Below are 21,214 nucleotides of genomic sequence, written 5' to 3' on the forward strand. Positions count from 1 at the left end.
GTCGTCATCGCTCAGGGCTTCTGGGTCGTAGCGGGCCAGGCAGCCTTCGCCGAGGGTGGGGGGAATTGAGGCTGTGGGTTTGTTGCGCGAGATTGCCATCATGGTCTCCGCAAAAGCATTGGGGCCGCAATGCAGCCCCCGCAGCGGTATCAGTCGAATACCACGGTCTTGTTGCCGTGCACCAGCACGCGGTCTTCCAGGTGATAGCGCAGGCCGCGGGCCAGCACCATCTTCTCGACGTCACGGCCGAAGCGGACCATGTCTTCGATGCTGTCGGCGTGGCTCACACGCACCACGTCCTGCTCGATGATCGGGCCGGCATCCAGCTCTTCGGTCACGTAGTGGCAGGTCGCACCGATCAGCTTCACGCCACGCAGGGCGGCCTGGTGATACGGCTTGGCGCCAACGAACGACGGCAGGAAGCTGTGGTGGATGTTGATGACCTTTTCGGCATAGTCCTGGCACAGTTGCGGCGGCAGGATCTGCATGTAACGCGCCAGCACCACCACGTCAGCCGCATGCTCCTGGACCAGGCGCGACACTTCGGCAAAGGCCGGGGCCTTGTCCTTGGGGTCGACCGGCACGTGGAAGAACGGAATGCCGTGCCATTCGACCATGCTGCGCAGGTCGTTGTGGTTGGAAATCACACACGGGATATCGCAATCCAGTTCATCGGTGTGCCAGCGGTGCAGCAGGTCGGCCAGGCAGTGCGATTCGCGGCTGGCCATCAGCACCACGCGCTTCTTCTGTGCCGAGTCGGTGATACGCCAGGTCATGGAGAACTCTTCGGCTATCGGCGCGAAGGCCTCGCGGAACGCCTCGATACCGAATGGCAGCGATTCGGCGCGGATTTCATGGCGCATGAAGAACCAACCGCTCTGCTCATCGGAGTGGTGGCTGGCTTCGTTGATCCAGCCATTGTACAAGGCCAGGAAATTACTGACTTTCGCCACGATGCCAACACGGTCGGGGCAGGCGATCACCAGACGATAGGTGCGCATGAATTAAGACTCCAGAACTTCGCAAAGGCGCTCATTCTAGCGGCCCGACCAAAAAAACGCAGTAATCATTGCGCCCGCCGCCAGCGCCATGCCCGGCAAGGCAGGGCGAAAAGCGCGCTACTACAGCCTGATGACAATCACGACCAACTGCAGGGCCATATGTAAATTTTTCTTAATCTTGAGATATTTTGTCACAGGGCTACTAACAGTTAAGTGCCGAATAATATGTTTACTTGAGAGTATCGCCTGTCTATTATTGCCTCACACATTTCTGAACACGCATTAAAGGAACACTCCATGTCCCTGATCAACGAGTACCGCGCTACCGAAGAAGCCATCAAGGAACTTCAGGCCCGCCTGGCCAACCTGTCGCAGGATGACAAGCTGAAGAAAGAACTGGAGTTCGAAGGCAAACTGCGCACCCTGATGGGCGAGTACTCCAAGTCGCTGCGAGACGTCATCGCCCTGCTCGACCCAGAGTCGAAACTGAGCAAAGCCCCACGCGGTGCAGCGAAACCAGTTGCTACCAAGCGTGCGCGTAAGGTCAAGCAATACAAGAACCCGCACAACGGTGAAGTGATCGAAACCAAAGGCGGCAACCACAAGACCCTGAAAGAATGGAAAGCCAAATGGGGTGGTGACGTGGTTGAAAGCTGGGCGACCCTGCTGGACTGATTGGCCACAGCAACGCTTTGTATATACAAACAAGAACGCCGGCATGATGCCGGCGTTTTTGCTCATTCAAAGGCTGATTGCAAACTGCTCTCGCAAGTTGCTGGCATGCACTTGCCAGGCGTCCAGCACTCGCCGCCCGGCCTCGTCGGCGTTGGCCCAGGCGCTCAGCCTGGCCTGCTCGAAATCACCCAGCGTGTTCGGTGCGCCCCAATGCGGGTCGCTCAAGCGCTGCTGGCAGAAACCATACCAGCGCTGGCGCTCTTCATTGTTCAACGTCTCGGGGAAGTTACGGGCGCGGTAGCGGAACAATAACTCCGGCAGGCGCGCATCATCGAACATCCAGTGGCCATGCCCTAATTGCGCAGGGTCCAGCGTGCGAACTTGCTCGCACAGGCGGCGGTCACGGTCACCGATGAATCCGTCATACAACTGCTGTTCCGGGTCTTCAACCGCAGCAAAGTCCTCCTTGCCGTAGATAGGCTCAAGCTTGTCCTGCCATTCAGCCTGTTGATTAGCCAACTGTTCAGCGCGTGATTGCATCAGTGCCAGATCGATGCCCAATCGCCGCTGATCGGCAGGGCGCAATACCGAAAGCGGAGCGACTACCGGGCAGCGATTGATCTGCACCAACTTGAGCGGAACCGGTAATTGTCCTTCAGTTAATTCCTCATGCCGCGTGTACAAACGCTCGCGCAGTACCTCGGCACTTTCCCTTATTAACGGTAGGGTTTCCTGATGCAGGTCGCACACAATCAGCGCATTGCGATTACGCGGGTGCCAGGCCAATGGCAGGACCACCCCCAGATAATTACGCGCAGCAGAAAAGCGCCCGGATATATGTACCAGAGGCTGCAATAGACGGATCTGCTCCATCACTTTGTGCTTGCTGCGCAACTGGAACAGCCACTCGTACAACTTGGGTTGTTGCTGCCTTATCAGGCGGGCCAGGGCAATCGTGGCCCGTACGTCGGAAAGCGCTTCATGGGCATGCCCGTGGTCGATGCCATTGGCTTGGCTGAGCAATTCCAGACGCAGGCTGGTACGCCCGTCCTGTTGCGGCCAGACGATGCCCTCCGGACGCAGGGCGTAGGCAGTGCGCACCACGTCGATCAGGTCCCAGCGGCTGTTGCCGCCCTGCCACTCGCGGGCATAAGGGTCGAAGAAGTTGCGGTACAGGCTGTAGCGGGTCACTTCATCGTCGAAGCGCAGGGTGTTGTAGCCGGCGGCGCATGTGCCAGGGCGCGCCAGCTGTGCGTGGACCCGGGTCATGAACTCGGCTTCGCACAGGCCCTGGTTGGCGAGCTGCTCGGGGGTGATGCCAGTGACCAGGCAGGCGGCCGGGTGCGGCAGAATATCGTCCGAAGGGCGGCAATAGAGGTTGATCGGCTCTTCGATCTCGTTGAGCTCAAGGTCGGTGCGCACACCAGCGACCTGCAACGGCCGGTCGCAGCGTGGGTTGATGCCAGTGGTTTCGTAGTCGTGCCAGAAGATGCTGGAAGTCACGGGGTCGTCCTGTTTCGAGGTCGACCCGATTTTAGCGGAGACAGGCTCAGGCGGAAGCGTTGGCGGGGCGGAAACTGAAATAGTCGCGCAGCGAGCGGACGAATTCATCGTATTCGCGCGGTGCCTGCAGCAGCATGAAACCGGAGTCGTAGTGGCCCGGGGTCTGGTCCTCGCGGCACCACAGGCAACTGGCGGTCAGGTTGATGAACTGAAATCCGCCACCGGCCAGCGGAATGCGCAATTGCAACTCGAAGTCCGGCCCGACCAGCACAGGCAGCGAGCTGATCAGCATGATCCCGTCTTCGGAGGCATTGCCCAGCTGACCGATCGGCTGATCGGTAAAGCGGTTATAGACCTTCAGCACACAAGGCAACTGATGGCGTTGAATATGGCGCTGGATGAACATGATCGCGAGTGCAGTCCCGTACCTGATGCCAGGAATGCAAGGTACTGGCGGTTGTTGTAACAGCTGAGTTACAGATTAGCGCAGCGCGCCAATCAAATCCCGTGAAATTAATGACACCTTGGTGTTAACGCCAAGTAGGGGTATTGACCGGGTTGGCCACCGCCGCCTCTGCACCACGGTAGTGCCCGAGCTTCTGCAGGGTCTCCAGGCGCGCCTTGGCCCGGTAGGCGTATTCATTGCCCGGATACTGCTGGATCAGGTACTCGTAGGTCTGCGCCGCATCGACATAAAGCATGTCACGCTCCAGACACTGGCCACGCAGCAGCGACACTTCCGGGTGGACGAACGGCCGCGCACGGCTGGTGCGGTCGACCTGCGACAACTCCAGCATGACTTTCGAGCAATCGCCCCGGTCATAGGCGCGGTAGGCGTTGTTCAGGTGGTGGTCCATGGACCAGCGGGTGCAGCCGACGGTGCTGGCCGCCAGGGCGATTATGATCAGGGCGCGCATGGGGTATCTCCTTTGATGCCTGTTTATCGGCCATTGCCGGCGAATCTTCACAGCCATTTGCAAGGATACTCGCGCCCGTTCAAATGCCACCCTGCGTTGGTCGCAGGTAGTGCAACGGAACAATGACTACAGCGCAATTGAGGAGTAGCCTTTCGCTGCGCTTCACTATAGGAGTCTGTGCATGAGCATCCGCCGTACCAAAATCGTCGCCACCCTTGGCCCCGCCAGCAACTCGCCGGAAGTGATCGAACAGCTGATCCTCGCCGGCCTGGACGTGGCACGCCTGAACTTCTCCCACGGCACTCCGGACGAGCACAAGGCGCGCGCCCGCCTGATCCGTGACATCGCCGCCAAGAACGGCCGCCATGTCGCACTGCTGGGCGACCTGCAGGGTCCGAAGATCCGCATCGCCAAGTTCGCCAACAAGCGCATCGAATTGAAGATCGGTGACAAGTTCACCTTCTCTACCGCCCACCCGCTGACCGAAGGCAACCAGGACATCGTCGGTATCGACTATCCCGACCTGGTCAAGGACTGCGGCGTTGGTGACGAACTGCTGCTCGACGACGGCCGTGTGGTCATGCGCGTCGAGACTGCCACCGCAGACGCCCTGCACTGCGTGGTGATCATCGGTGGCCCGCTGTCGGACCACAAAGGCATCAACCGCAAAGGTGGCGGCCTGACCGCGCCGGCCTTGACCGAAAAAGACAAGGCCGACATCAAGCTCGCCGCGGAAATGGACCTGGACTACCTGGCCGTCTCCTTCCCGCGTGACGCCAGCGACATGGAATACGCCCGCAAGCTGCGTGACGAAGCCGGCGGCAGCGCCTGGCTGGTGGCCAAGATCGAGCGCGCCGAGGCCGTTGCCGATGACGAAACCCTCGACAAGCTGATCCTCGCTTCTGATGCCGTGATGGTTGCCCGTGGCGACCTGGGCGTGGAAATCGGCGACGCCGAGCTGATCGCCATCCAGAAGAAGATCATCCAGCACGCCCGCCGCAACAACAAGGCGGTGATCGTCGCGACCCAGATGATGGAGTCGATGATCCAGAACCCGATGCCGACCCGTGCCGAAGTGTCCGACGTGGCCAACGCCGTGCTGGACAACACCGACGCGGTGATGCTGTCGGCCGAGAGCGCTGCCGGCTCTTACCCGATCGAAGCCGTACAGGCCATGGCCCGCATCTGCTCCGGTGCCGAAAAGCACCCGACCAGCCAGAGGTCCAGCCACCGCCTGCACACCACCTTCGAGCGTTGCGACGAAAGCATCGCCCTGGCGGCCATGTACACCGCCAACCACTTCCCGGGCGTGAAGGCGATCATCGCCCTGACCGAAAGTGGCTACACCCCGCTGATCATGTCGCGCCTGCGTTCGCACGTGCCGATCTTCGCACTCTCGCCGCACCGCGCCACCCAGGCCCGCGCCAACATGTTCCGCGGCGTCTACCCGATCGCCTTCGACCCGGCCTCGCTGCCGGCCGACAAGGTCAGCCAGGCAGCCGTCGACGAGCTGCTCAAGCGCGGCCTGGTGGAGCAAGGTGACTGGGTAATCCTGACCAAGGGTGACAGCTACCACACCATCGGTGGCACCAACGGCATGAAGATCCTGCACGTCGGTGATCCGCTGGTCGGCTGATGCCTTCCGGGGGCCGCTTTGCGGCCCATTCGCGGGGCAAGTCGGATCGCCGCACCGCTGCTCCTACAGGTACAGCGCAGGCCTTGAAGCTTGCACAGTCCCTGTAGGAGCGGCGGTGCGGCGATCCGACTTGCCCCGCGAAGAGGCCGGACCTGCCTCAGGCATGTTCGACAAACACATCAGCAAACACCTGCCCCCGCGGCACCCCGGCAATGAACAGCCGCCGGGCAAACCGCTCGACACTCCCCGGCGCCCCGCACACCAGCGCCACCGTCTGCCGCGATGACGGCCGCAACCCCGCCAGCGCTTCCTCCATCTGCTCCGCCAGCACCAGCTCGACCTTCACACCCTGCAATTGCATCAACAGCTCAGCCTGATAGTGCCCAGCGCAGTCCCGCGCCACATGCACCACTCGAATCTCCCCTTGATGCCCCTGGCGCAGCGCTTCGCGCAAGATGCCCCACAACGGCGCAAGGCCCGTGCCCGCTGCCAGCAACCAGAGCGGACGCGCCTGCCAGTCCGGGTCGTAGTGCAACGCCCCGCCCCTGAACTCACCCAGGCGCAACTCATCACCCGCCTTCAGCCCACGGGCCTTGTCGCAAAAGGCACCAGCTCGTTGGCAATCGATATGAAATTCGAGGAAATCATCTTCCCCCGGCAGGCTGGCCAGAGAGTAAGGCCGAGCAACAGCGCCCAACCACAACACCACATGCTGCCCCGCCTGATAACGCAACGCCCGTTGCGGTCGCAGCCGTAAGCGCAGCACATCGCCAAACCAGTCCACCGCGCAGACCTGCGCCGGCACGCCATCCTGTTGCGGGTCGAACACCGCCACGTGCAGGTCCTCGACCACCCGGCACTGGCAAGCCAGGCGCCAGCCCAAGGCATGCCTGTCCAGCGCCAGGGCCTCGGGCAGGGCGTCCACCGGCTGCCCTTGCAGGCAATGCACCAGGCAGGCATGGCAACTGCCGGCGCGGCAGCTGTAGGGCACGTTGAGCCCGGCCTCGTTCAAGGCATCGAGTAGGTTGCTGCCGGTCGGCACCGTCCAGCGACGCGCGCCCACGCAAAGTTCGGGCATGGTATGTCTGTCTCCATCGATCACCGGGTCACTGTATGCCAAGCGCGCATTGGCAGCAAAAAGGATGCCTGGCACCTGCCGACCATGGTCCAGACCACGCGCAGGTGTTTCGCGCGGTGAGGCGCGCTATACTGCCGCGCCCTTTTGCGTCGGCCAGCCTGCCGGCGCGCCTTGCAAGGCGCTTCGACACGCTGGTCGGCACCGTCGAGCGTCTTTTTGAATGTTCCCGTCTTTAAGAGGAGCGCGCTGCATGACCGTGATCAAGCAAGACGACCTGATTCAGAGCGTCGCCGACGCCCTGCAATTCATCTCGTACTACCACCCCGTCGATTTCATCCAGGCGATGCACGAGGCCTACCTGCGCGAAGAGTCGCCTGCGGCACGCGACTCCATCGCCCAGATCCTGATCAACTCGCGCATGTGCGCCACCGGCCATCGCCCGATCTGCCAGGACACCGGTATCGTCACCGTGTTCGTGCGCGTGGGCATGGACGTGCGCTGGGACGGCGCCACCCTGAGCGTCGACGACATGATCAACGAAGGTGTGCGTCGCGCCTACAACCTGCCTGAAAACGTCCTGCGCGCCTCGATCCTGGCCGACCCGGCCGGTGCCCGCAAGAATACCAAGGACAACACCCCGGCCGTCATCCACTACTCCATCGTCCCTGGCGACAAGGTCGAGGTCGACGTTGCAGCCAAAGGCGGCGGCTCGGAGAACAAGTCGAAGATGGCCATGCTCAACCCGTCCGACTCGATCGTCGACTGGGTGCTCAAGACCGTCCCGACCATGGGCGCTGGCTGGTGCCCGCCTGGCATGCTCGGCATCGGCATCGGCGGTACCGCCGAGAAGGCCGCGGTGATGGCCAAGGAAGTGTTGATGGAGTCCATCGACATCCACGAACTGAAAGCCCGCGGCCCGCAGAACCGCCTGGAAGAAATCCGCCTGGAGCTGTTCGAGAAGGTCAACCAGCTGGGCATCGGCGCCCAGGGCCTGGGCGGCCTGACCACCGTGCTCGACGTCAAGATCATGGACTACCCGACCCACGCAGCTTCGCTGCCGGTCTGCATGATCCCCAACTGCGCCGCCACCCGCCACGCCCACTTCGTGCTCGACGGCTCCGGCCCTGCCGAGCTGGAAGCGCCGTCGCTGGACGCCTACCCGGAAATCGTCTGGGAAGCAGGCCCAAGCGCCCGCCGCGTCAACCTCGACGACATTACCCCTGAGGAAGTCGCCAGCTGGAAACCGGGCGAGACCATCCTGCTCAATGGCAAGATGCTCACCGGCCGCGACGCTGCGCACAAGCGCATGGTCGAGATGCTCAACCGCGGTGAAGAACTGCCGGTGGACCTGAAAGGTCGCTTCATCTACTACGTCGGCCCGGTCGACCCGGTCGGTGACGAAGTGGTAGGCCCAGCCGGCCCGACCACTGCCACCCGCATGGACAAGTTCACCCGCCAGATCCTCGAGCAGACCGGCCTGCTGGGCATGATCGGCAAGTCCGAGCGCGGCCCTACCGCGATCGAAGCGATCAAGGACAACAAGGCCGTGTACCTGATGGCCGTGGGTGGCGCTGCCTACCTGGTGGCCCAGGCCATCCGCAAATCGAAGGTCCTGGCCTTCGCCGAGCTGGGCATGGAAGCGATCTACGAGTTCGAGGTCAAGGACATGCCGGTGACCGTCGCTGTCGACAGCAACGGTGAGTCGGTGCACATCACTGGCCCTGCCCTGTGGCAGAGCAAGATTGCTCAGAGCCTGGCAGTCGAAGTGAAGTAATCCCGATGTAACGGTGGCGCCTGCTTCACGGGCGCCGCCGCTCTCACAGAAGTCTTTCGAACTGCTCCGGCCAGTCCCTGCGGGTAAACACCTGCCCTTCCCGCCTCACCCGCCGCACTTCCTGAAGATCCACCTGGCACACCAGCCACTGGCTGCTCTGCGGGCTCAACGCCCCACTCAACGCAACCACCCCGTCCCCCGGCATCCCATGATCCGGCGGAACGAACAGCCCAGCCCGGCCGATGTTCTCATCCAGTGCCGGCGACCAGGGCGCCAGCCCCACCGTCGGGCTCTGCAACACGGCTATCTGGTTTTCCAGCGCCCGTGCCTGTGCACCAATGCGCACCCGGTGGTAACCCGCCTCGGTGTCGGTACAGCTCGGCGCCAGAATCAGGTCGGCACCACCCTCGGCCAGGCGCCGCGCCAGCATCGGGAACTCGTTGTCATAACAGATCAGGATGCCCAGGCGCCCAAGATCGGTATCGAACACCTGCAGCCCCTCACCGGCAACAATGCCCCACTGCTCCCGCTCGAAGCGGGTCATCATCAGTTTTTCCTGATAGCCAAGCACACCCTTGGGGCCAAACAGCCAGGCACGGTTGCGGTACTGCCCATCAAGGTCGAGCACCGGCAGGCTGCCCGGTTGCAGGTAGATACCCCAGCGCCGGGCAATCCCTTCGCACAGCACCAGCCACGGCTCGATCAGCGGCTGGATGCCGGCGATCGAAGCCTTGAGGTCACCACGCTGCTCGGCCGGCAGCTGGCCGCTAAGCACCAGCCCGGCGTATTCCGGCAACAGCAGCAACTGGGCGCCCGCCTCTGCTGCCTCGGCGCACAAGGCCTGCAGATGGTCGGCATAGGCATCCCAGGTTTCATGCAGTTCGATGGCGTACTGGCAGGCCGCGAGGCGGATCAAATCGGCAGCTCCTTGGTCCAGAACGACATGATCTTTTCCGAGCTTTCCTGCTCGTCCAGGTCGCGCCAAGCGTAGCGGGTGCGCAGGGAGGGGTCATGCAGGAAGCCGCGATTGCGCCAGAACCCGTGCAGCGGCTTGTAGTCCGCAGGCCGGCGCGGGTGCACACCGGGGCGCTCGACGGCACAGAATGCGCAGAAGTCGAATTCGGCCAGTTTGTGGGCATAGGACTCGCGCTCGATGAAGAAACGCACGCCCAAGCCACGGCCACGGTACTCCGGCAGTACCAGCGACTCACCGAAGTAGTAGACGTTGGCCGGGTCGCGCCCCTGAGTCAGGAACGGCTGCTGGAACTGCGGGGCCACATCCACCAGCGGCAGGCCGGTGGAGGCACCCACCACCTGGCCATCGTCCAGGGCCAGCACCACCAGGCTGCGCCCGGAACGGGTGTAGCTGGCCAGGTATTCGGCCTCGTACTCCGGGGTGCCGTCGTAGAGGTAGGGGAACTCGCGGAACACGGTCAGGCGCAGGCGAGCGAGGTCATCGATGTAAGGCGCGATAGCGGCGCCGTGCAACAGGCGTATTTCCATGCTTGGCGGTCGTTTTGTCGATGTGGATGACGCGCTCGGCTAAGCCGGGCTTGAGGGGAAACCCTATCATCCGAGCCAACGCACAGCCTTTTCCCTACACGACAGGTACTGTTCCATGACCGCTACCGAACTGGTAAATGCTTACTACGCCGCCTTCAATGCCGGCGACATGCCGGCCTTCCTGGCACTGCTCAGCGAAGACGTGATCCACGACATCAACCAGGGCGAGCGGCAGATGGGCAAAGCCAGATTCGCCGCGTTCATGGACAAGATGAACCGCTGCTACCGCGAGCGCCTGGCCGACATCGTGGTAATGCAGAACGCCGACGGCAGCCGGGCGGCGGCAGAATTCACCGTGCATGGCAAATATCTGGCCGACGACGAAGGGTTGCCGGCAGCCAAAGGCCAGACCTACGTGCTGCCGGCGGGGGCCTTCTTCTACATTCACTGCGGCAAGATTGCCCGGGTGACCAACTACTACAACCTCAACGACTGGGTCGAGCAGGTTGAGTAAACCTGTTTCGGCCTGTTCGCGGGTGAACCCGCGAACAGGCCCGGTCAGGCGATACGGGTCCCCAGCACCTTGAGGAAAGCCGCCAGCCACGCCGGGTGCGCCGGCCAGGCGGGTGCGGTCACCAGGTTGCCATCGACATGCGCCTGGTCCACCGCAATATCGATGAACGTGCCTCCGGCTAGGCGCACTTCCGGCGCACAAGCCGGATACGCACTGCACTCGCGCCCTTCCAGTACACCCGCTGCCGCCAGTAACTGCGCGCCATGGCACACCGCCGCAATCGGCTTGCCGGCCAGGTCGAACGCCCGCACCAGTTCCAGCACCTTCTCATCCAGACGCAGGTACTCCGGCGCGCGGCCACCGGGAATCAGCAACGCGTCGTAACCCTCGGCCCGCACCCGCACAAAATCGTAGTTCAGGGCAAAATTGTGCCCAGGCTTTTCGCTGTAGGTCTGCTCGCCTTCGAAATCATGAATCGCCGTGCGCACAGTCTGCCCCGCGACCTTCTCCGGGCATACCGCATGCACCGTGTGCCCGACCATGCTCAGCGCCTGGAACGGCACCATGGCCTCGTAATCTTCGACATAGTCGCCAACCAGCATGAGAATCTTCTTCGCCGTCATCGCACCCACTCCTTCGATTGCCAAGGGACAGTCACTGCACGATAGCCGTTCTCAGTCGCGCCGGTCGAGCAGGTTGACCACCAACCGGTCCAGCCATCCCCACACGCGCTGCTTCACCCGACGCCACAGCGGCCGCGCATGCCAATGTTCGAGATCGACCACTTCGCTCAAGGCAAAGTCACGCTCGAAGCTGGCCTGCACGGCAGCCGTCAACGGCGGGTCGAGGGCCTCGATGTTGGCCTCCAGGTTAAAGCGCAGGTTCCAGTGATCGAAGTTGCACGAACCGACACTGACCCAGTCGTCGATCAGCACCATCTTCAAGTGCAGGAAGCACGGCTGGTACTCGTAGATGCGCACCCCGGCACGCAGCAATCGGGGGTAATAGCGGTGCCCGGCATAGCGTACCGAAGGGTGGTCGGTGCGTGGCCCGGTCAACAGCAATCGCACGTCGACGCCTTTGCTGGCGGCACGGCGTAACGACCGGCGCACGCTCCAGGTCGGCAGGAAGTATGGCGTGGCCAGCCACACCCGCTGTTTGCCACTGTTGATCGCCCGTACCAGCGAATGCAGGATGTCCTGGTGCTGACGGGCGTCGGCATAGGCCACCCGGCCCATACCCTGGCCTTGCACCGGCACCTTGGGCAAGCGCGGCAGGCCAAAGCCCTCGGCCGGGCGCCAGGCGGTGCGGCGGTTGTTGGCTTGCCACTGGCGGTCGAACAGCAACTGCCAGTCGTTCACCACTGGCCCTTGCATCTGCACCATCACTTCGTGCCAGGCGCTGGTCGCCTCACCTGGCGTCCAGAACTCGTCGGTGACGCCCGTGCCACCCACCACCGCCCAGCGTTCGTCCACCAGCAACAGCTTGCGATGGTCGCGGTACAGGTTGCGAAAACCACGCTTCCAGCGCAGGCGGTTGTACCAGCGCAAGTACACCCCGGCCTCCTGCAGGCGCTGGCGCAACGCCGCGGTAAAGGCCAATGAGCCATAGTCATCGAACAGGCAACGCACCCGCACGCCGCGGCGTGCCACCTGCTCCAGTGCCTCTACCACGGCCTCGGCACACGCACCGGCCTCTACCAGGTACAGTTCGAGGTCGACCTGGAGCTCAGCGCGCAGGATCGCCTGGAGCATGCGCGGAAAGAACTCGGGGCCGTCGATCAGCAGTTCGAACTCATTGCCACCCCGCCAGGGGAAGACCGGCCCCGGCATGTCAGCGGGCGTTGAAGATCAGTACCGCATTGACCGGTACCGACGGATTGATGGATTTCAGCTTGGCGAACTTGCGTAGGCTTTCCAGCCCTGGCAACAGGCCAAAATCCGAAGCCCGTAGCACCAGCGGTTCGAGGGTCACCACCTGGAAGCGCCGCTCATCCAGGCGGGTGGCCAGCAGCAGCGCGTTGTAACTGTGCGATTGGCCATGCAGGGTGACGGTCAGCGGCAGGCGCAGTTCAATTTGCGCACCATCGGCCAGGTCATTGATCGGTCGCAAGTCGATCTGCGCCTTCACGCTCGCCTCGGCAAAGCGCTCCACCTCGAACAGGTTGTCGCGCATCTGCTCGTCACGCAGCGGGATGCCGCTGCTCACCGAGTCCATCTCGATGCTCAACGCAGCCGCGCCCTTGCGGTCGACGCTGCCATGCAACACCAGAAAACGATGCACCTCGGTGGTATCGCCGTTCTTGCCGGTGACGAAAGAAAGGCGTGAAGACTCGCCATCGAGGTGCCAGTTGGCATGGGCAGGCAGGCACAAAGCCAGCAGCAGGGCAGGTAGAAAACGGGGCAGCTTGAACATGACTGGTCTCGTGAAACTTGACCGCCAACCTTACCCGCCCGCCCTCATGGCAGCAAGCGGCAGCCGGCCAGCGCACCCTGCCAAGCCGCCTGGTTGCGCTGGCCGAGGCCCTCTGCGCTGACCCGCCGTTGCGGGCCGTCTTCCTCCAGCCGGCTCAGGGGCAACCATTGCTTCACATAGCCCCGGCAATAGGCCTCGTCGAAGCCCATGACGAAGCGGCACGAACAGTACTCCTTGGCCGAATAGGCCGACAGGATGCCGGGGAAGTCCGCCAGCGCCTGGCGCTCCAGCCAGGCCCAGCCGAGCAAGGCGACGATCACCAGCAACAGCACGCGCTTCATGCGCCCTCCTTGGCCAGCGCCGCCAGCACCCGCTTGAGCAGTTCGTTGTGGCGGTAGCTGCCATCGCGGTCATCGGCATAGCGCACGATCAGCAGTTTCTGCGACGGCACGATATACAGCGCCTGGCCCCAGTGGCCGAGCGCGGCGTAGGTATCGGCCGGGGCGTCGGGCCACGGTTTCGGGCTACCTGGCAATGGCAGGTTGAGCCACCAGTGACCGCCCGGGTTGGCTTCGCCGGGCATCGCGACGGCCTGGCTAAAGGGTGTGCGGTTGAAGGCAACCCAGCTCGGCGGCAGCAGCTGGCGACCTTGCCAGCGGCCATCGCGTTGCATCAGCAAGCCGATGCGCGCCAAGTCGCGGGCACTGAGGTAGAGGTAGGAAGAGCCAACGAACGTACCTGCACCGTCACGCTCCCAAACTGCGCTGTCGATACCCAGCGGGGTGAACAGTGCCTGCCAGGGATAGTCGGCATAGGTGCCGGCATCGAGCATGCCGCGCAAGGCGGCTGCCAACACGTTGCTGTCGCCGCTGGAGTAGAGAAAGCGCTGGCCGGGCTTTTCGGCGCCGGCGCGGGCTGCGGTATAGGCCGCCATGTCGTCGCGCCCACGGGTATAGAGCATGGCCACGACGGAGGACTTCAACGGTGCGTACTCGTAGTCTTCCTGCCAGTCCAGGCCGCTGGCCCAGTGCAGCAGGTCGGCCAGGTGCACGTCAGGATGAGCCTGCATCGGCGGGTAAAAACGTGCAGCCGGGTCCTGCAGCTGGAAACGGCCCTCACCCTGGGCGACGCCTAGCACTGTGGCCAGTACGCTCTTGCTGACCGACCAGGTCAGGTGGGCGGTATTGGCGGTGGTGGGGGCGCTGTAACGTTCGTGGAGGATGCGACCGTCACGGATGATCAGCAGAGCGTCGGTGCGGTTGCCGCTGCGTTCGTCGGCGTTGCGCTCCGGGAAGGCGTAGGCGTCGACGGCCTGCCAGTCGAGGGCGGTGTTGTCGATTGGCCAGTCCGGTTCGGGCCAGACTTCGGCCCAGGCCGGGCACACAGCTAATGCCAGGATCAGAAGCAGTGCTTTCATCGTCATCGCCTGCGGGGGCTGCTCGCAGCCCCGGGATCTAAAAGATCACGCAGTTTCTCAGGCCTTCATGACAACCCTGCTGCCAACCAGGCCTTGGCCAGGCGCTTTTCCCGCGCCGCAGTGGCCAATGCCAATACGCCCTGATCCCGCTGCCACAGTTGCGCCCATTGCTCCGGCCCCGCCAGCAGCGCCTTGTCGATCGCCCCGCGCAGCTCCTGAAACTGCGAGAACAATCCCCCCAGCAATAGATGGCAGCCAACACTGTCGGCACACTGCCGGCTGCCCTCGGCACATCCCGCCAACAAACCCAGCAGACGCAGGCGCAGCTCCTGCGGCCAGCCGCACTCCTGCCCCACCCCATACAGCCAGGCCGTCAGCGCCGCGAGCACGTACAAGTCCTCCAGCGAGCGGAAAGGTTTGACGTATGCATCCCAACCATCGCCAGCCAGCAGCTCACAGGCCGCATCGTGCAGATGCAATCGACCGTGCCCTACCTCGGGCATCAGCGGCAGGGTCGGTAATGCTTCCAGCGTCACCCCAGCCTCCCCGGGGTAAACCACTGCCAGGCTCAGCCGGGGTGGTTCACCCAGCGCTTCGCTGCGGGCAGCCACCAGCAGCCACTCGGCATCCAGGCCGGCGGTGACGAAATCCTTGTTGCCGTTCAGGCGCAAACCGACCAGCCGGGTATGCATGTCCGCCGGGCGCACACTGCGCCGCTCGGTGGCGCACAGCGCCCCTAGGCTGGCGGGCGCACTGGGCCAGAGCACGCGCAAGGCGGCTTGGTAACCGATGAGGAACGCCAGGCCCGGCGTGGCCATGGCCCGCCCGCCCAGCACCGCCAGTTCGAACGGGGCAACCGCGCCAAGGCGCTCGAACTGCGCGGCATAGGTCTCGCCCAAGGTGCCAGCCAAGGGCTGGCGGAGAGGGTCGTTGAGTCGTTGCAACCAGGCCATCGGACGCTCCTTCAAGGGGGCTGTTCTGGGGTGTCATGCAAGCATCACCAAAGAGTCACAGGGGTGACACCGCGCCTACCTAGGCTGACTTTGCACAACAAAGCCGACCGGCCGCAACCCTTCATGGCTGGCTTATGGAGACTCGTAATGACTCGGATCGCTCACTCTGGCGACAACAGCACTGAACGCCGTCTGCAAGCCGAACGCCTGGTCGGCGCTGCGGCCCTGCAGGAAGCCCAGGCCCTGCGCTACAAGGTGTTCAGCGCAGAATTCAAGGCCAAGCTCAAAGGCGCCGAACTGGGCCTGGACATGGATGACTACGACGTACATTGCCGCCACATCGGCGTGCGCGACCTGAGCACCGGCGAACTGGTAGCCACCACCCGCCTGCTCGACCACCAGGCCGCGAGCAGCCTGGGGCGTTTCTACAGCGAAGAAGAATTCAGCCTGCACGGCCTGCTGCAACTGCAGGGCCCGATCCTCGAACTGGGCCGTACCTGCGTCGCCGCCGAATACCGCAATGGCGGCACCATCGCAGTGCTCTGGGGCGAACTGGCCGAAGTGCTCAACGAGGGCCGCTACAGCTACCTGATGGGTTGCGCCAGCATCCCCATGCAGGACGGCGGCGTGCAGGCCCACGCCGTCATGCAGCGCCTGCGCGAGCGCTACCTGTGCACCGAGCACCTGCGTGCCGAGCCGAAGAACCCGTTGCCCAGCCTGGCCCTGCCGAACAACGTCATCGCCGAAATGCCGCCGCTGCTCAAGGCTTACATGCGTCTGGGCGCGAAGATCTGCGGCGAGCCGTGCTGGGACGAGGACTTCCAGGTGGCGGACGTGTTCATCCTGCTCAAGCGCGACGACCTTTGCCCGCGCTATGCCCGCCACTTCAAGGCAGCGGTCTGATGCCTGGCCTGCGGGTGCTCGCCCGCCTCGCTCGGCTGCTGCTGGTACTGTCGCTCGGCATGCTCATGGCCGGCGTCATCGCCGTGGGCGAACGCCTGGGGATCAAGGCGTCCATCGAACTTCGCCAGCGCTGGTCCTGCTGGTTCATGAAGCGACTGGTCGGCGCCCTGCCGTTCGAGGTGCGAGTGATCGGTGAACTGCCACAACGGCCGATGCTGTGGGTCAGCAATCACGTGTCCTGGACCGACATTCCCCTGCTCGGCATGCTGCTGCCGTTGTCCTTCCTGTCCAAGGCCGAGGTCCGCCACTGGCCGGTGGCCGGCTGGCTGGCAGAGAAGGCCGGCACGCTGTTCATTCGCCGCGGTGGGGGTGACGGCCAGCGCCTGCGCGAACAGATCAGCGACCAGCTGGGGCACGACCGGCCGCTGCTGATCTTCCCCGAAGGCACCACCACCGATGGTCGCCAGTTGCGTACCTTCCACGGTCGCCTGCTGGCCGGGGCCATCGACCAGGGCGTGGCAGTGCAGCCGGTGGCCATTCAGTACCTGCGCAATGGCGAGCCGGACTCGATTGCACCGTTCATTGGCGACGATGATCTGGTTTCGCACTTGATGCGTTTGTTTGCCGAGCCTCGGGGTGAGGTGCATATTCACATGTTGAAGCCGATTGGCAGCGTCGAGAAGGAACGTGCGGCGCTGGCGTTTCAGGCGCAACAGGCGATTCACATGGCGTTGTTCGGGGTTGAGGAAGTGGCGGTGGTACCTCGGCGTCAAGCGCGCGCTGCTTGAGCCTGACGTTGGAGATGTGTGGTCTTTGAGATCGAGCGCCGCGCGGGCGGCGCTCGTTCTCACGGTCGTTGCAGCTCCCCCGCCGTACGCCCCGCCGCCGCAAACGCCTGCAGCTGCGGATAGAACTCGCGAAAATCCGCCATCAACGGTTGATACAACCGCTCCAGCTCATCCATCACCCCGGCCATCCCTTCGGGCCGCGACAAACGCCGCGCGATGCCGTTGAACACCTGCTCCAGCGTGGCGAAATCGCCATACGCCCCCAGCCAGTCATCCGCCGCCATGAACGGCGCAATCCGCGCCAACCGCCCTGGCAGCTCGGGCTCGGCCAGCAGCACCCGGTAAAAGTCCCCGGTGAACTGCGCCAGCGGCTGCTCGACGTAATCCCCCCAGTGCCGCGCCAGGCAATGGTCGAAAAACACGTCCAGGACGATCCCGGCAAAACGCCGCCGCTCCCGCGGAAAACGCGCCAGCGCTGCCAGCACCAAGGGATGCTGGTCGGTGTAGCTGTCGATATGCCGGTGCAGCCGGATCGCCGCCTCCAGCGCAGGCGGGAAGCGCCCCTCCAGCGAGCCTTTGACGAAATCGCCATACAGGCTGCCGAGCAGTTGCTGTGGCGCTGGGCCGCCCAGGTGCAGGTGTGCGAGGTAATTCATGGAGGCATTCTAGCACCCCCTTCGCGTACATCGTTATAACGCGATATAGCGATTCATGCTCAGCTCAGAACCTCTTCATATTTGTGTATCGCGAAATACCGATGTATGTTTCGCCCTATCGCGATATACCGCTACAGCACGAGCCTCAACCCATGCCACTCGATCTCGACGAAATCATAAAAGCGCTGGCCCATCCGGTCAGGCGAGAAATCCTCAGCTGGCTGAAAGACCCGGCAACGCAGTTTCCTGACCAGTACCACAGCACCGAGAACGGTGTCTGTGCAGGGCAGATAGACCAGCGCTGCGGGCTGTCGCAGTCGACCGTCTCTGCCCACCTGGCCACCTTGCAGCGGGCCGGTCTGATCAGCAGCCAGAAGGTCGGCCAGTGGCACTTCTTCAAACGCAACGAAGCCACCATCGAGGCGTTCCTCGAACAACTGCGCCAAGCGCTTTGACAAGGCAGGTAACCGTTATGACCACGCTTTTCGATCCGATCCAACTGGGCGACTTGCAACTGCCCAACCGCATCATCATGGCCCCGCTGACTCGCTGCCGCGCCGATGAGGGCCGCGTGCCCAATGCGCTGATGGCCGAATACTACGTGCAGCGCGCCAGTGCCGGCCTGATTCTCAGCGAGGCGACATCAGTCAGCGCGATGGGCGTCGGCTACCCCGACACCCCCGGCATCTGGAACGACCAGCAGGTACGTGGCTGGCACAACGTCACCCAGGCCGTGCACGGCGCTGGCGGGCGCATTTTCCTGCAGCTGTGGCACGTTGGCCGTATCTCCCACCCCAGCTACCTCAATGGTGAGCTGCCGGTGGCCCCCAGCGCGATCCAGGCCAAAGGCCACGTCAGCCTGGTGCGTCCGCTGAGCGACTACCCGACCCCACGCGCACTGGAAACCGAAGAGATCGCCGACATCGTCGAGGCCTACCGCAGCGGTGCCGAGAACGCCAAGGCCGCTGGCTTCGATGGTGTGGAGATTCACGGCGCCAACGGCTACCTGCTCGACCAGTTCCTGCAGAGCAGCACCAACCAGCGTACCGACCGCTACGGCGGCTCGCTGGAAAACCGCGCACGGCTGCTGCTGGAGGTGACCGATGCGGCCATCGAAGTCTGGGGGGCCGGCCGCGTCGGCGTGCACCTGGCGCCACGGGCCGATGCCCATGATATGGGCGATGCCGACCGCGCCGAGACCTTCACCTACGTGGCACGCGAGCTGGGTAAACGTGGCGTTGCCTTTATCTGCTCGCGGGAGAAAGAAGCCGACGACAGCATCGGCCCGCTGATCAAAGCGGCATTTGGCGGGCCTTACATCGTCAACGAGCGCTTCGACAAGGCCAGTGCCAATGCTGCATTGGCGGCGGGCAAGGCCGATGCGGTGGCATTTGGTGTGCCGTTTATCGCCAACCCTGATCTGCCGGCGCGGCTGGCGGCAGATGCGCCGTTGAATGACGCACATCCAGAGACTTTCTACGGCAAAGGGCCAGTCGGGTACATCGACTACCCGCGCCTGTAATTGAGATCGCCGGGGCCGCTTTGCGGCCCTTTCTCAAGGCCGGGAATTGATCTGCTGCTGCAGGTTCTGGATCTGGCTCTGCAGGGTATTGAGGTTGCGCGTGGTCTGCCCACGGAACGCATCGAACTCCTGCACCGTCGCCCCGCCCGACGAGGCTGAACGGTTTTCCATCTGGGTCTTGAGCACCAGCACATCCTGCTCCAGGCTGTCGATGGCGGCTTTCTGATTGCCCTGCTTCTTCAGTGCAGCCACCTCATCGTTTAGGTTCTTGAACTGGCCATCAAGCTTGCCGCCATCCACCTGCCCCGACTTCAGGGCGGCCAACTCAGCGTTCACCGCCTTCAACTGTGCCTGCAGCTGGGTCTGCAGTTCGGTCACCGCCTTCTGCTGCTCACGGGTATCCGCCAGCACCTGCTCCAGGCGCTTGCCCAGGTCGCCGGCCTGCCCCGCCACACCTTGTTGCTGCTTGCCCTGCTCGGCCAGGCTGGCCTGCAACTGACGGATCTGCAGCTTCAGTGCTTCACTGCCGGTGCTGCTCGTTGACTCGCTGGCATCGACCTTGCCGCTGATCGCCTGCAAACGCCCGGCCGCCTCTTCGCTGATACGCGCAAAGCTTTCCTGGGTAGCCACCAGTTGCTGCTCCATCAGCGAGATCTGCTGGAAGCTCCACCAGCCCAGCCCGGCCAACGCAATGAACGACGCCCCCAGCAATGCCCACAGCGGCCCAGTGCTGGCCGGCCTGGCGGCCTTCTGGCGGCTGCGCGAGACGTGTGCGGGCAACAGCTCGTCGTCATCGGGGGTACCCGCCCGCAAGGTAGGCACATCATCGAAATCGTCGTTGGCATCGTTACGCATAGGTGGCTTCAACCGCGGTGGTAGCAAAGAGACATGAGTATAAACCGCTTGCGCGGCGCACTGATGACCATCATCTGCGGATCTGGTTCACTGCCCCAGCGGCTGATGCTTCCACCAGGCGCAGAATTCATCCAGCGCGTTCCACAGGCTGACCTTGGGCTGGTAATCCAGGTATTGGCGGGCGCGGCTGATATCCAGGGTGAAATCACGGCTCATCACCTGCATGCCCAGGCGCGACAAGGTCGGCTGCGGGCGCCCGGGCCAGAGCATGCATGCGGCTTCGTTAAGCGCCGCGATGCTGTAGGCCAGGCCATAGGAGCGATAGCGGGTTACCTGCGGCAAATGCATCTGGCGCATCACGTAGTTGACCACGTCCCACAGCGGCAGCGGCTGGCCGTTGCTGATGTTGTAGGCCTGGCCCAGTGCGCGGTCTTCGGCGAACAAGGCGCTCAGCAATGCCTCGTTGAGGTTGTGCACGCTGGTGAAATCGACCTTGTTCAGGCCGTTGCCGATAATCGCCAAACGGCCCTTGCGCTGCATCTGCATCAAGCGCGGGAAGATGCTCGCATCGCCGGCCCCGGTGACGAAGCGTGGGCGCAGCGCCAGCACCTCCAGGCCGAACTCCTGGGCGCCGAACACTTTCTGTTCAGCAATATGTTTGGTTTGCGCATAGTGATCATGAAAGCGGCGCGGCACCTGATCTTCTCGGATACCCAGGCGCGAACGGCCGTTGAAGTAGATCGACGGCGACGACAGGTGCACCAGGCGCCGCACATGCTCCTTGAGGCAGCCTTCGACGACGTTTTCCGTGACCACCACATTGCCCTGGTGGAAGTCCTGGTAGCGCCCCCAATTACCCACCGCGCCCGCGCAATGCACCACGGCCTCGACCCCCTGGCACAGGCGACGGGCCAGCTCAGGGTCGCCCAGGTCGCCAGGGATGAACTGTGCGCCGCGCTTGACCAAGTGCTCCACGCCCTCGGCACGCCGGCCGCTGACCCGTACAGCCAGGCCCTGCTCCAGGGCAAAGCGCGCAAAACGCCCGCCAATGAAGCCGCTCGCGCCGGTGACCAGAATTTGCATGTATGACTCCGCCTTGATTTC

Annotated in this window: 24 protein-coding genes; 8 read left to right on the top strand and 16 right to left on the bottom strand. The window is 63.5% G+C overall.

The features are described 5' to 3' along the window. Window positions 1–149: 149 nt before the first annotated feature. Window positions 150–1,001: a formyltetrahydrofolate deformylase gene (gene purU, locus ACOKS3_RS23865; RefSeq protein WP_060508491.1), complete on the bottom strand. Its 852-nt coding sequence runs from the start codon at window positions 999–1,001 to the stop codon at window positions 150–152. Between the two features lie 297 nt (window positions 1,002–1,298). Here purU and mvaT point away from each other — a divergent pair, with 297 nt between their 5' ends. After that, on the top strand, window positions 1,299–1,676 hold the full coding sequence (gene mvaT, locus ACOKS3_RS23870; RefSeq protein ID WP_027917937.1) for a histone-like nucleoid-structuring protein MvaT: 378 nt from the start codon (window positions 1,299–1,301) through the stop codon (window positions 1,674–1,676). Window positions 1,677–1,742: 66 nt separating this feature from the next. Here the strand turns inward: mvaT and sbcB are convergent, their stop codons facing one another. The 3 genes from sbcB to ACOKS3_RS23885 form a co-directional block, all read right to left on the bottom strand. Then, window positions 1,743–3,179, bottom strand: coding sequence for an exodeoxyribonuclease I (sbcB, locus tag ACOKS3_RS23875; RefSeq protein ID WP_422764182.1), 1,437 nt, complete (start codon window positions 3,177–3,179; stop codon window positions 1,743–1,745). Between the two features lie 46 nt (window positions 3,180–3,225). After that, window positions 3,226–3,585: a PilZ domain-containing protein gene (locus ACOKS3_RS23880; protein WP_103449303.1), complete on the bottom strand. Its 360-nt coding sequence runs from the start codon at window positions 3,583–3,585 to the stop codon at window positions 3,226–3,228. 124 nt (window positions 3,586–3,709) lie between these two features. Next, window positions 3,710–4,096: a tetratricopeptide repeat protein gene (locus ACOKS3_RS23885; RefSeq protein WP_103449302.1), complete on the bottom strand. Its 387-nt coding sequence runs from the start codon at window positions 4,094–4,096 to the stop codon at window positions 3,710–3,712. A 181-nt stretch (window positions 4,097–4,277) separates the two neighbouring features. On the opposite strand from ACOKS3_RS23885, the gene pyk reads away from it, so the two are divergent. Further along, complete coding sequence (pyk, locus tag ACOKS3_RS23890; RefSeq protein ID WP_103449301.1) at window positions 4,278–5,732, top strand: pyruvate kinase; 1,455 nt, start codon at window positions 4,278–4,280, stop codon at window positions 5,730–5,732. A 157-nt stretch (window positions 5,733–5,889) separates the two neighbouring features. Here the strand turns inward: pyk and ACOKS3_RS23895 are convergent, their stop codons facing one another. Then, window positions 5,890–6,810 (bottom strand): iron-sulfur-binding ferredoxin reductase, encoded by a 921-nt coding sequence (locus ACOKS3_RS23895; protein WP_103449300.1) that lies wholly within the window; start codon window positions 6,808–6,810, stop codon window positions 5,890–5,892. Between the two features lie 250 nt (window positions 6,811–7,060). Here ACOKS3_RS23895 and ACOKS3_RS23900 point away from each other — a divergent pair, with 250 nt between their 5' ends. Then, on the top strand, window positions 7,061–8,584 hold the full coding sequence (locus ACOKS3_RS23900; RefSeq protein WP_012274004.1) for a fumarate hydratase: 1,524 nt from the start codon (window positions 7,061–7,063) through the stop codon (window positions 8,582–8,584). Between the two features lie 43 nt (window positions 8,585–8,627). Here ACOKS3_RS23900 and ACOKS3_RS23905 read toward each other — a convergent pair whose 3' ends face one another. Next, window positions 8,628–9,500, bottom strand: coding sequence for a carbon-nitrogen hydrolase family protein (locus ACOKS3_RS23905; protein ID WP_422764183.1), 873 nt, complete (start codon window positions 9,498–9,500; stop codon window positions 8,628–8,630). Then, window positions 9,497–10,087 (bottom strand): GNAT family N-acetyltransferase, encoded by a 591-nt coding sequence (locus ACOKS3_RS23910; RefSeq protein WP_103449298.1) that lies wholly within the window; start codon window positions 10,085–10,087, stop codon window positions 9,497–9,499. Before ACOKS3_RS23910 ends, ACOKS3_RS23905 begins: the two co-directional genes overlap by 4 nt. Before the next feature lie 115 nt (window positions 10,088–10,202). Here ACOKS3_RS23910 and ACOKS3_RS23915 point away from each other — a divergent pair, with 115 nt between their 5' ends. Beyond that, window positions 10,203–10,601, top strand: coding sequence for a nuclear transport factor 2 family protein (locus ACOKS3_RS23915; protein WP_103449297.1), 399 nt, complete (start codon window positions 10,203–10,205; stop codon window positions 10,599–10,601). A gap of 44 nt (window positions 10,602–10,645) precedes the next feature. Here ACOKS3_RS23915 and ACOKS3_RS23920 read toward each other — a convergent pair whose 3' ends face one another. From ACOKS3_RS23920 to ACOKS3_RS23945, 6 genes are all read right to left on the bottom strand, one after another. After that, complete coding sequence (locus ACOKS3_RS23920) at window positions 10,646–11,224, bottom strand: DJ-1/PfpI family protein (RefSeq protein ID WP_103449296.1); 579 nt, start codon at window positions 11,222–11,224, stop codon at window positions 10,646–10,648. 51 nt (window positions 11,225–11,275) lie between these two features. Next, the gene (locus ACOKS3_RS23925) at window positions 11,276–12,433 is read right to left on the bottom strand and encodes a phospholipase D-like domain-containing protein (RefSeq protein ID WP_103449295.1); all 1,158 of its coding nucleotides are present in this window, start codon (window positions 12,431–12,433) and stop codon (window positions 11,276–11,278) included. Between the two features lies 1 nt (window position 12,434). Then, a complete protein-coding gene (locus tag ACOKS3_RS23930; protein ID WP_103449294.1) occupies window positions 12,435–13,016 on the bottom strand; it encodes a YceI family protein in 582 nt (193 codons plus the stop codon). A 44-nt stretch (window positions 13,017–13,060) separates the two neighbouring features. Next, a complete protein-coding gene (locus ACOKS3_RS23935) occupies window positions 13,061–13,357 on the bottom strand; it encodes an amidase (protein ID WP_103449293.1) in 297 nt (98 codons plus the stop codon). After that, entirely contained in the window at window positions 13,354–14,433 is a 1,080-nt protein-coding gene (locus ACOKS3_RS23940) for a serine hydrolase domain-containing protein (protein WP_422764184.1), read from the bottom strand. Before ACOKS3_RS23940 ends, ACOKS3_RS23935 begins: the two co-directional genes overlap by 4 nt. A 65-nt stretch (window positions 14,434–14,498) precedes the next feature. Further along, window positions 14,499–15,386: an acyl-CoA dehydrogenase middle domain-containing protein gene (locus ACOKS3_RS23945; protein WP_422764185.1), complete on the bottom strand. Its 888-nt coding sequence runs from the start codon at window positions 15,384–15,386 to the stop codon at window positions 14,499–14,501. Window positions 15,387–15,533: 147 nt separating this feature from the next. Between ACOKS3_RS23945 and olsB the strand changes: the two genes are divergently transcribed. Beyond that, a complete protein-coding gene (gene olsB / locus ACOKS3_RS23950) occupies window positions 15,534–16,289 on the top strand; it encodes an L-ornithine N(alpha)-acyltransferase (RefSeq protein ID WP_103449290.1) in 756 nt (251 codons plus the stop codon). Continuing rightward, window positions 16,289–17,077 carry a lysophospholipid acyltransferase family protein gene (locus ACOKS3_RS23955; RefSeq protein WP_422764186.1) on the top strand — a complete coding sequence of 263 codons (789 nt, stop codon included), beginning with the start codon at window positions 16,289–16,291 and terminating at the stop codon, window positions 17,075–17,077. Before olsB ends, ACOKS3_RS23955 begins: the two co-directional genes overlap by 1 nt. A 59-nt stretch (window positions 17,078–17,136) precedes the next feature. On the opposite strand, the gene ACOKS3_RS23960 is transcribed toward ACOKS3_RS23955, so the two are convergent. After that, the gene (locus ACOKS3_RS23960) at window positions 17,137–17,733 is read right to left on the bottom strand and encodes an acyl carrier protein phosphodiesterase (RefSeq protein ID WP_103449288.1); all 597 of its coding nucleotides are present in this window, start codon (window positions 17,731–17,733) and stop codon (window positions 17,137–17,139) included. Between the two features lie 152 nt (window positions 17,734–17,885). Between ACOKS3_RS23960 and ACOKS3_RS23965 the strand changes: the two genes are divergently transcribed. Next, entirely contained in the window at window positions 17,886–18,188 is a 303-nt protein-coding gene (locus ACOKS3_RS23965; protein WP_054885082.1) for an ArsR/SmtB family transcription factor, read from the top strand. A gap of 17 nt (window positions 18,189–18,205) precedes the next feature. Beyond that, on the top strand, window positions 18,206–19,255 hold the full coding sequence (locus ACOKS3_RS23970; RefSeq protein WP_422764187.1) for an alkene reductase: 1,050 nt from the start codon (window positions 18,206–18,208) through the stop codon (window positions 19,253–19,255). A 33-nt stretch (window positions 19,256–19,288) separates the two neighbouring features. Here the strand turns inward: ACOKS3_RS23970 and ACOKS3_RS23975 are convergent, their stop codons facing one another. Then, complete coding sequence (locus ACOKS3_RS23975) at window positions 19,289–20,110, bottom strand: ATPase (protein ID WP_103449286.1); 822 nt, start codon at window positions 20,108–20,110, stop codon at window positions 19,289–19,291. 87 nt (window positions 20,111–20,197) lie between these two features. After that, window positions 20,198–21,193 (bottom strand): NAD-dependent epimerase/dehydratase family protein, encoded by a 996-nt coding sequence (locus ACOKS3_RS23980; protein WP_103449285.1) that lies wholly within the window; start codon window positions 21,191–21,193, stop codon window positions 20,198–20,200. Between the last annotated feature and the right edge of the window lie 21 nt (window positions 21,194–21,214).

This window comes from Pseudomonas sp. HS6-2, assembly GCF_049325675.2.
GTDB lineage: Bacteria > Pseudomonadota > Gammaproteobacteria > Pseudomonadales > Pseudomonadaceae > Aquipseudomonas > Aquipseudomonas putida_N.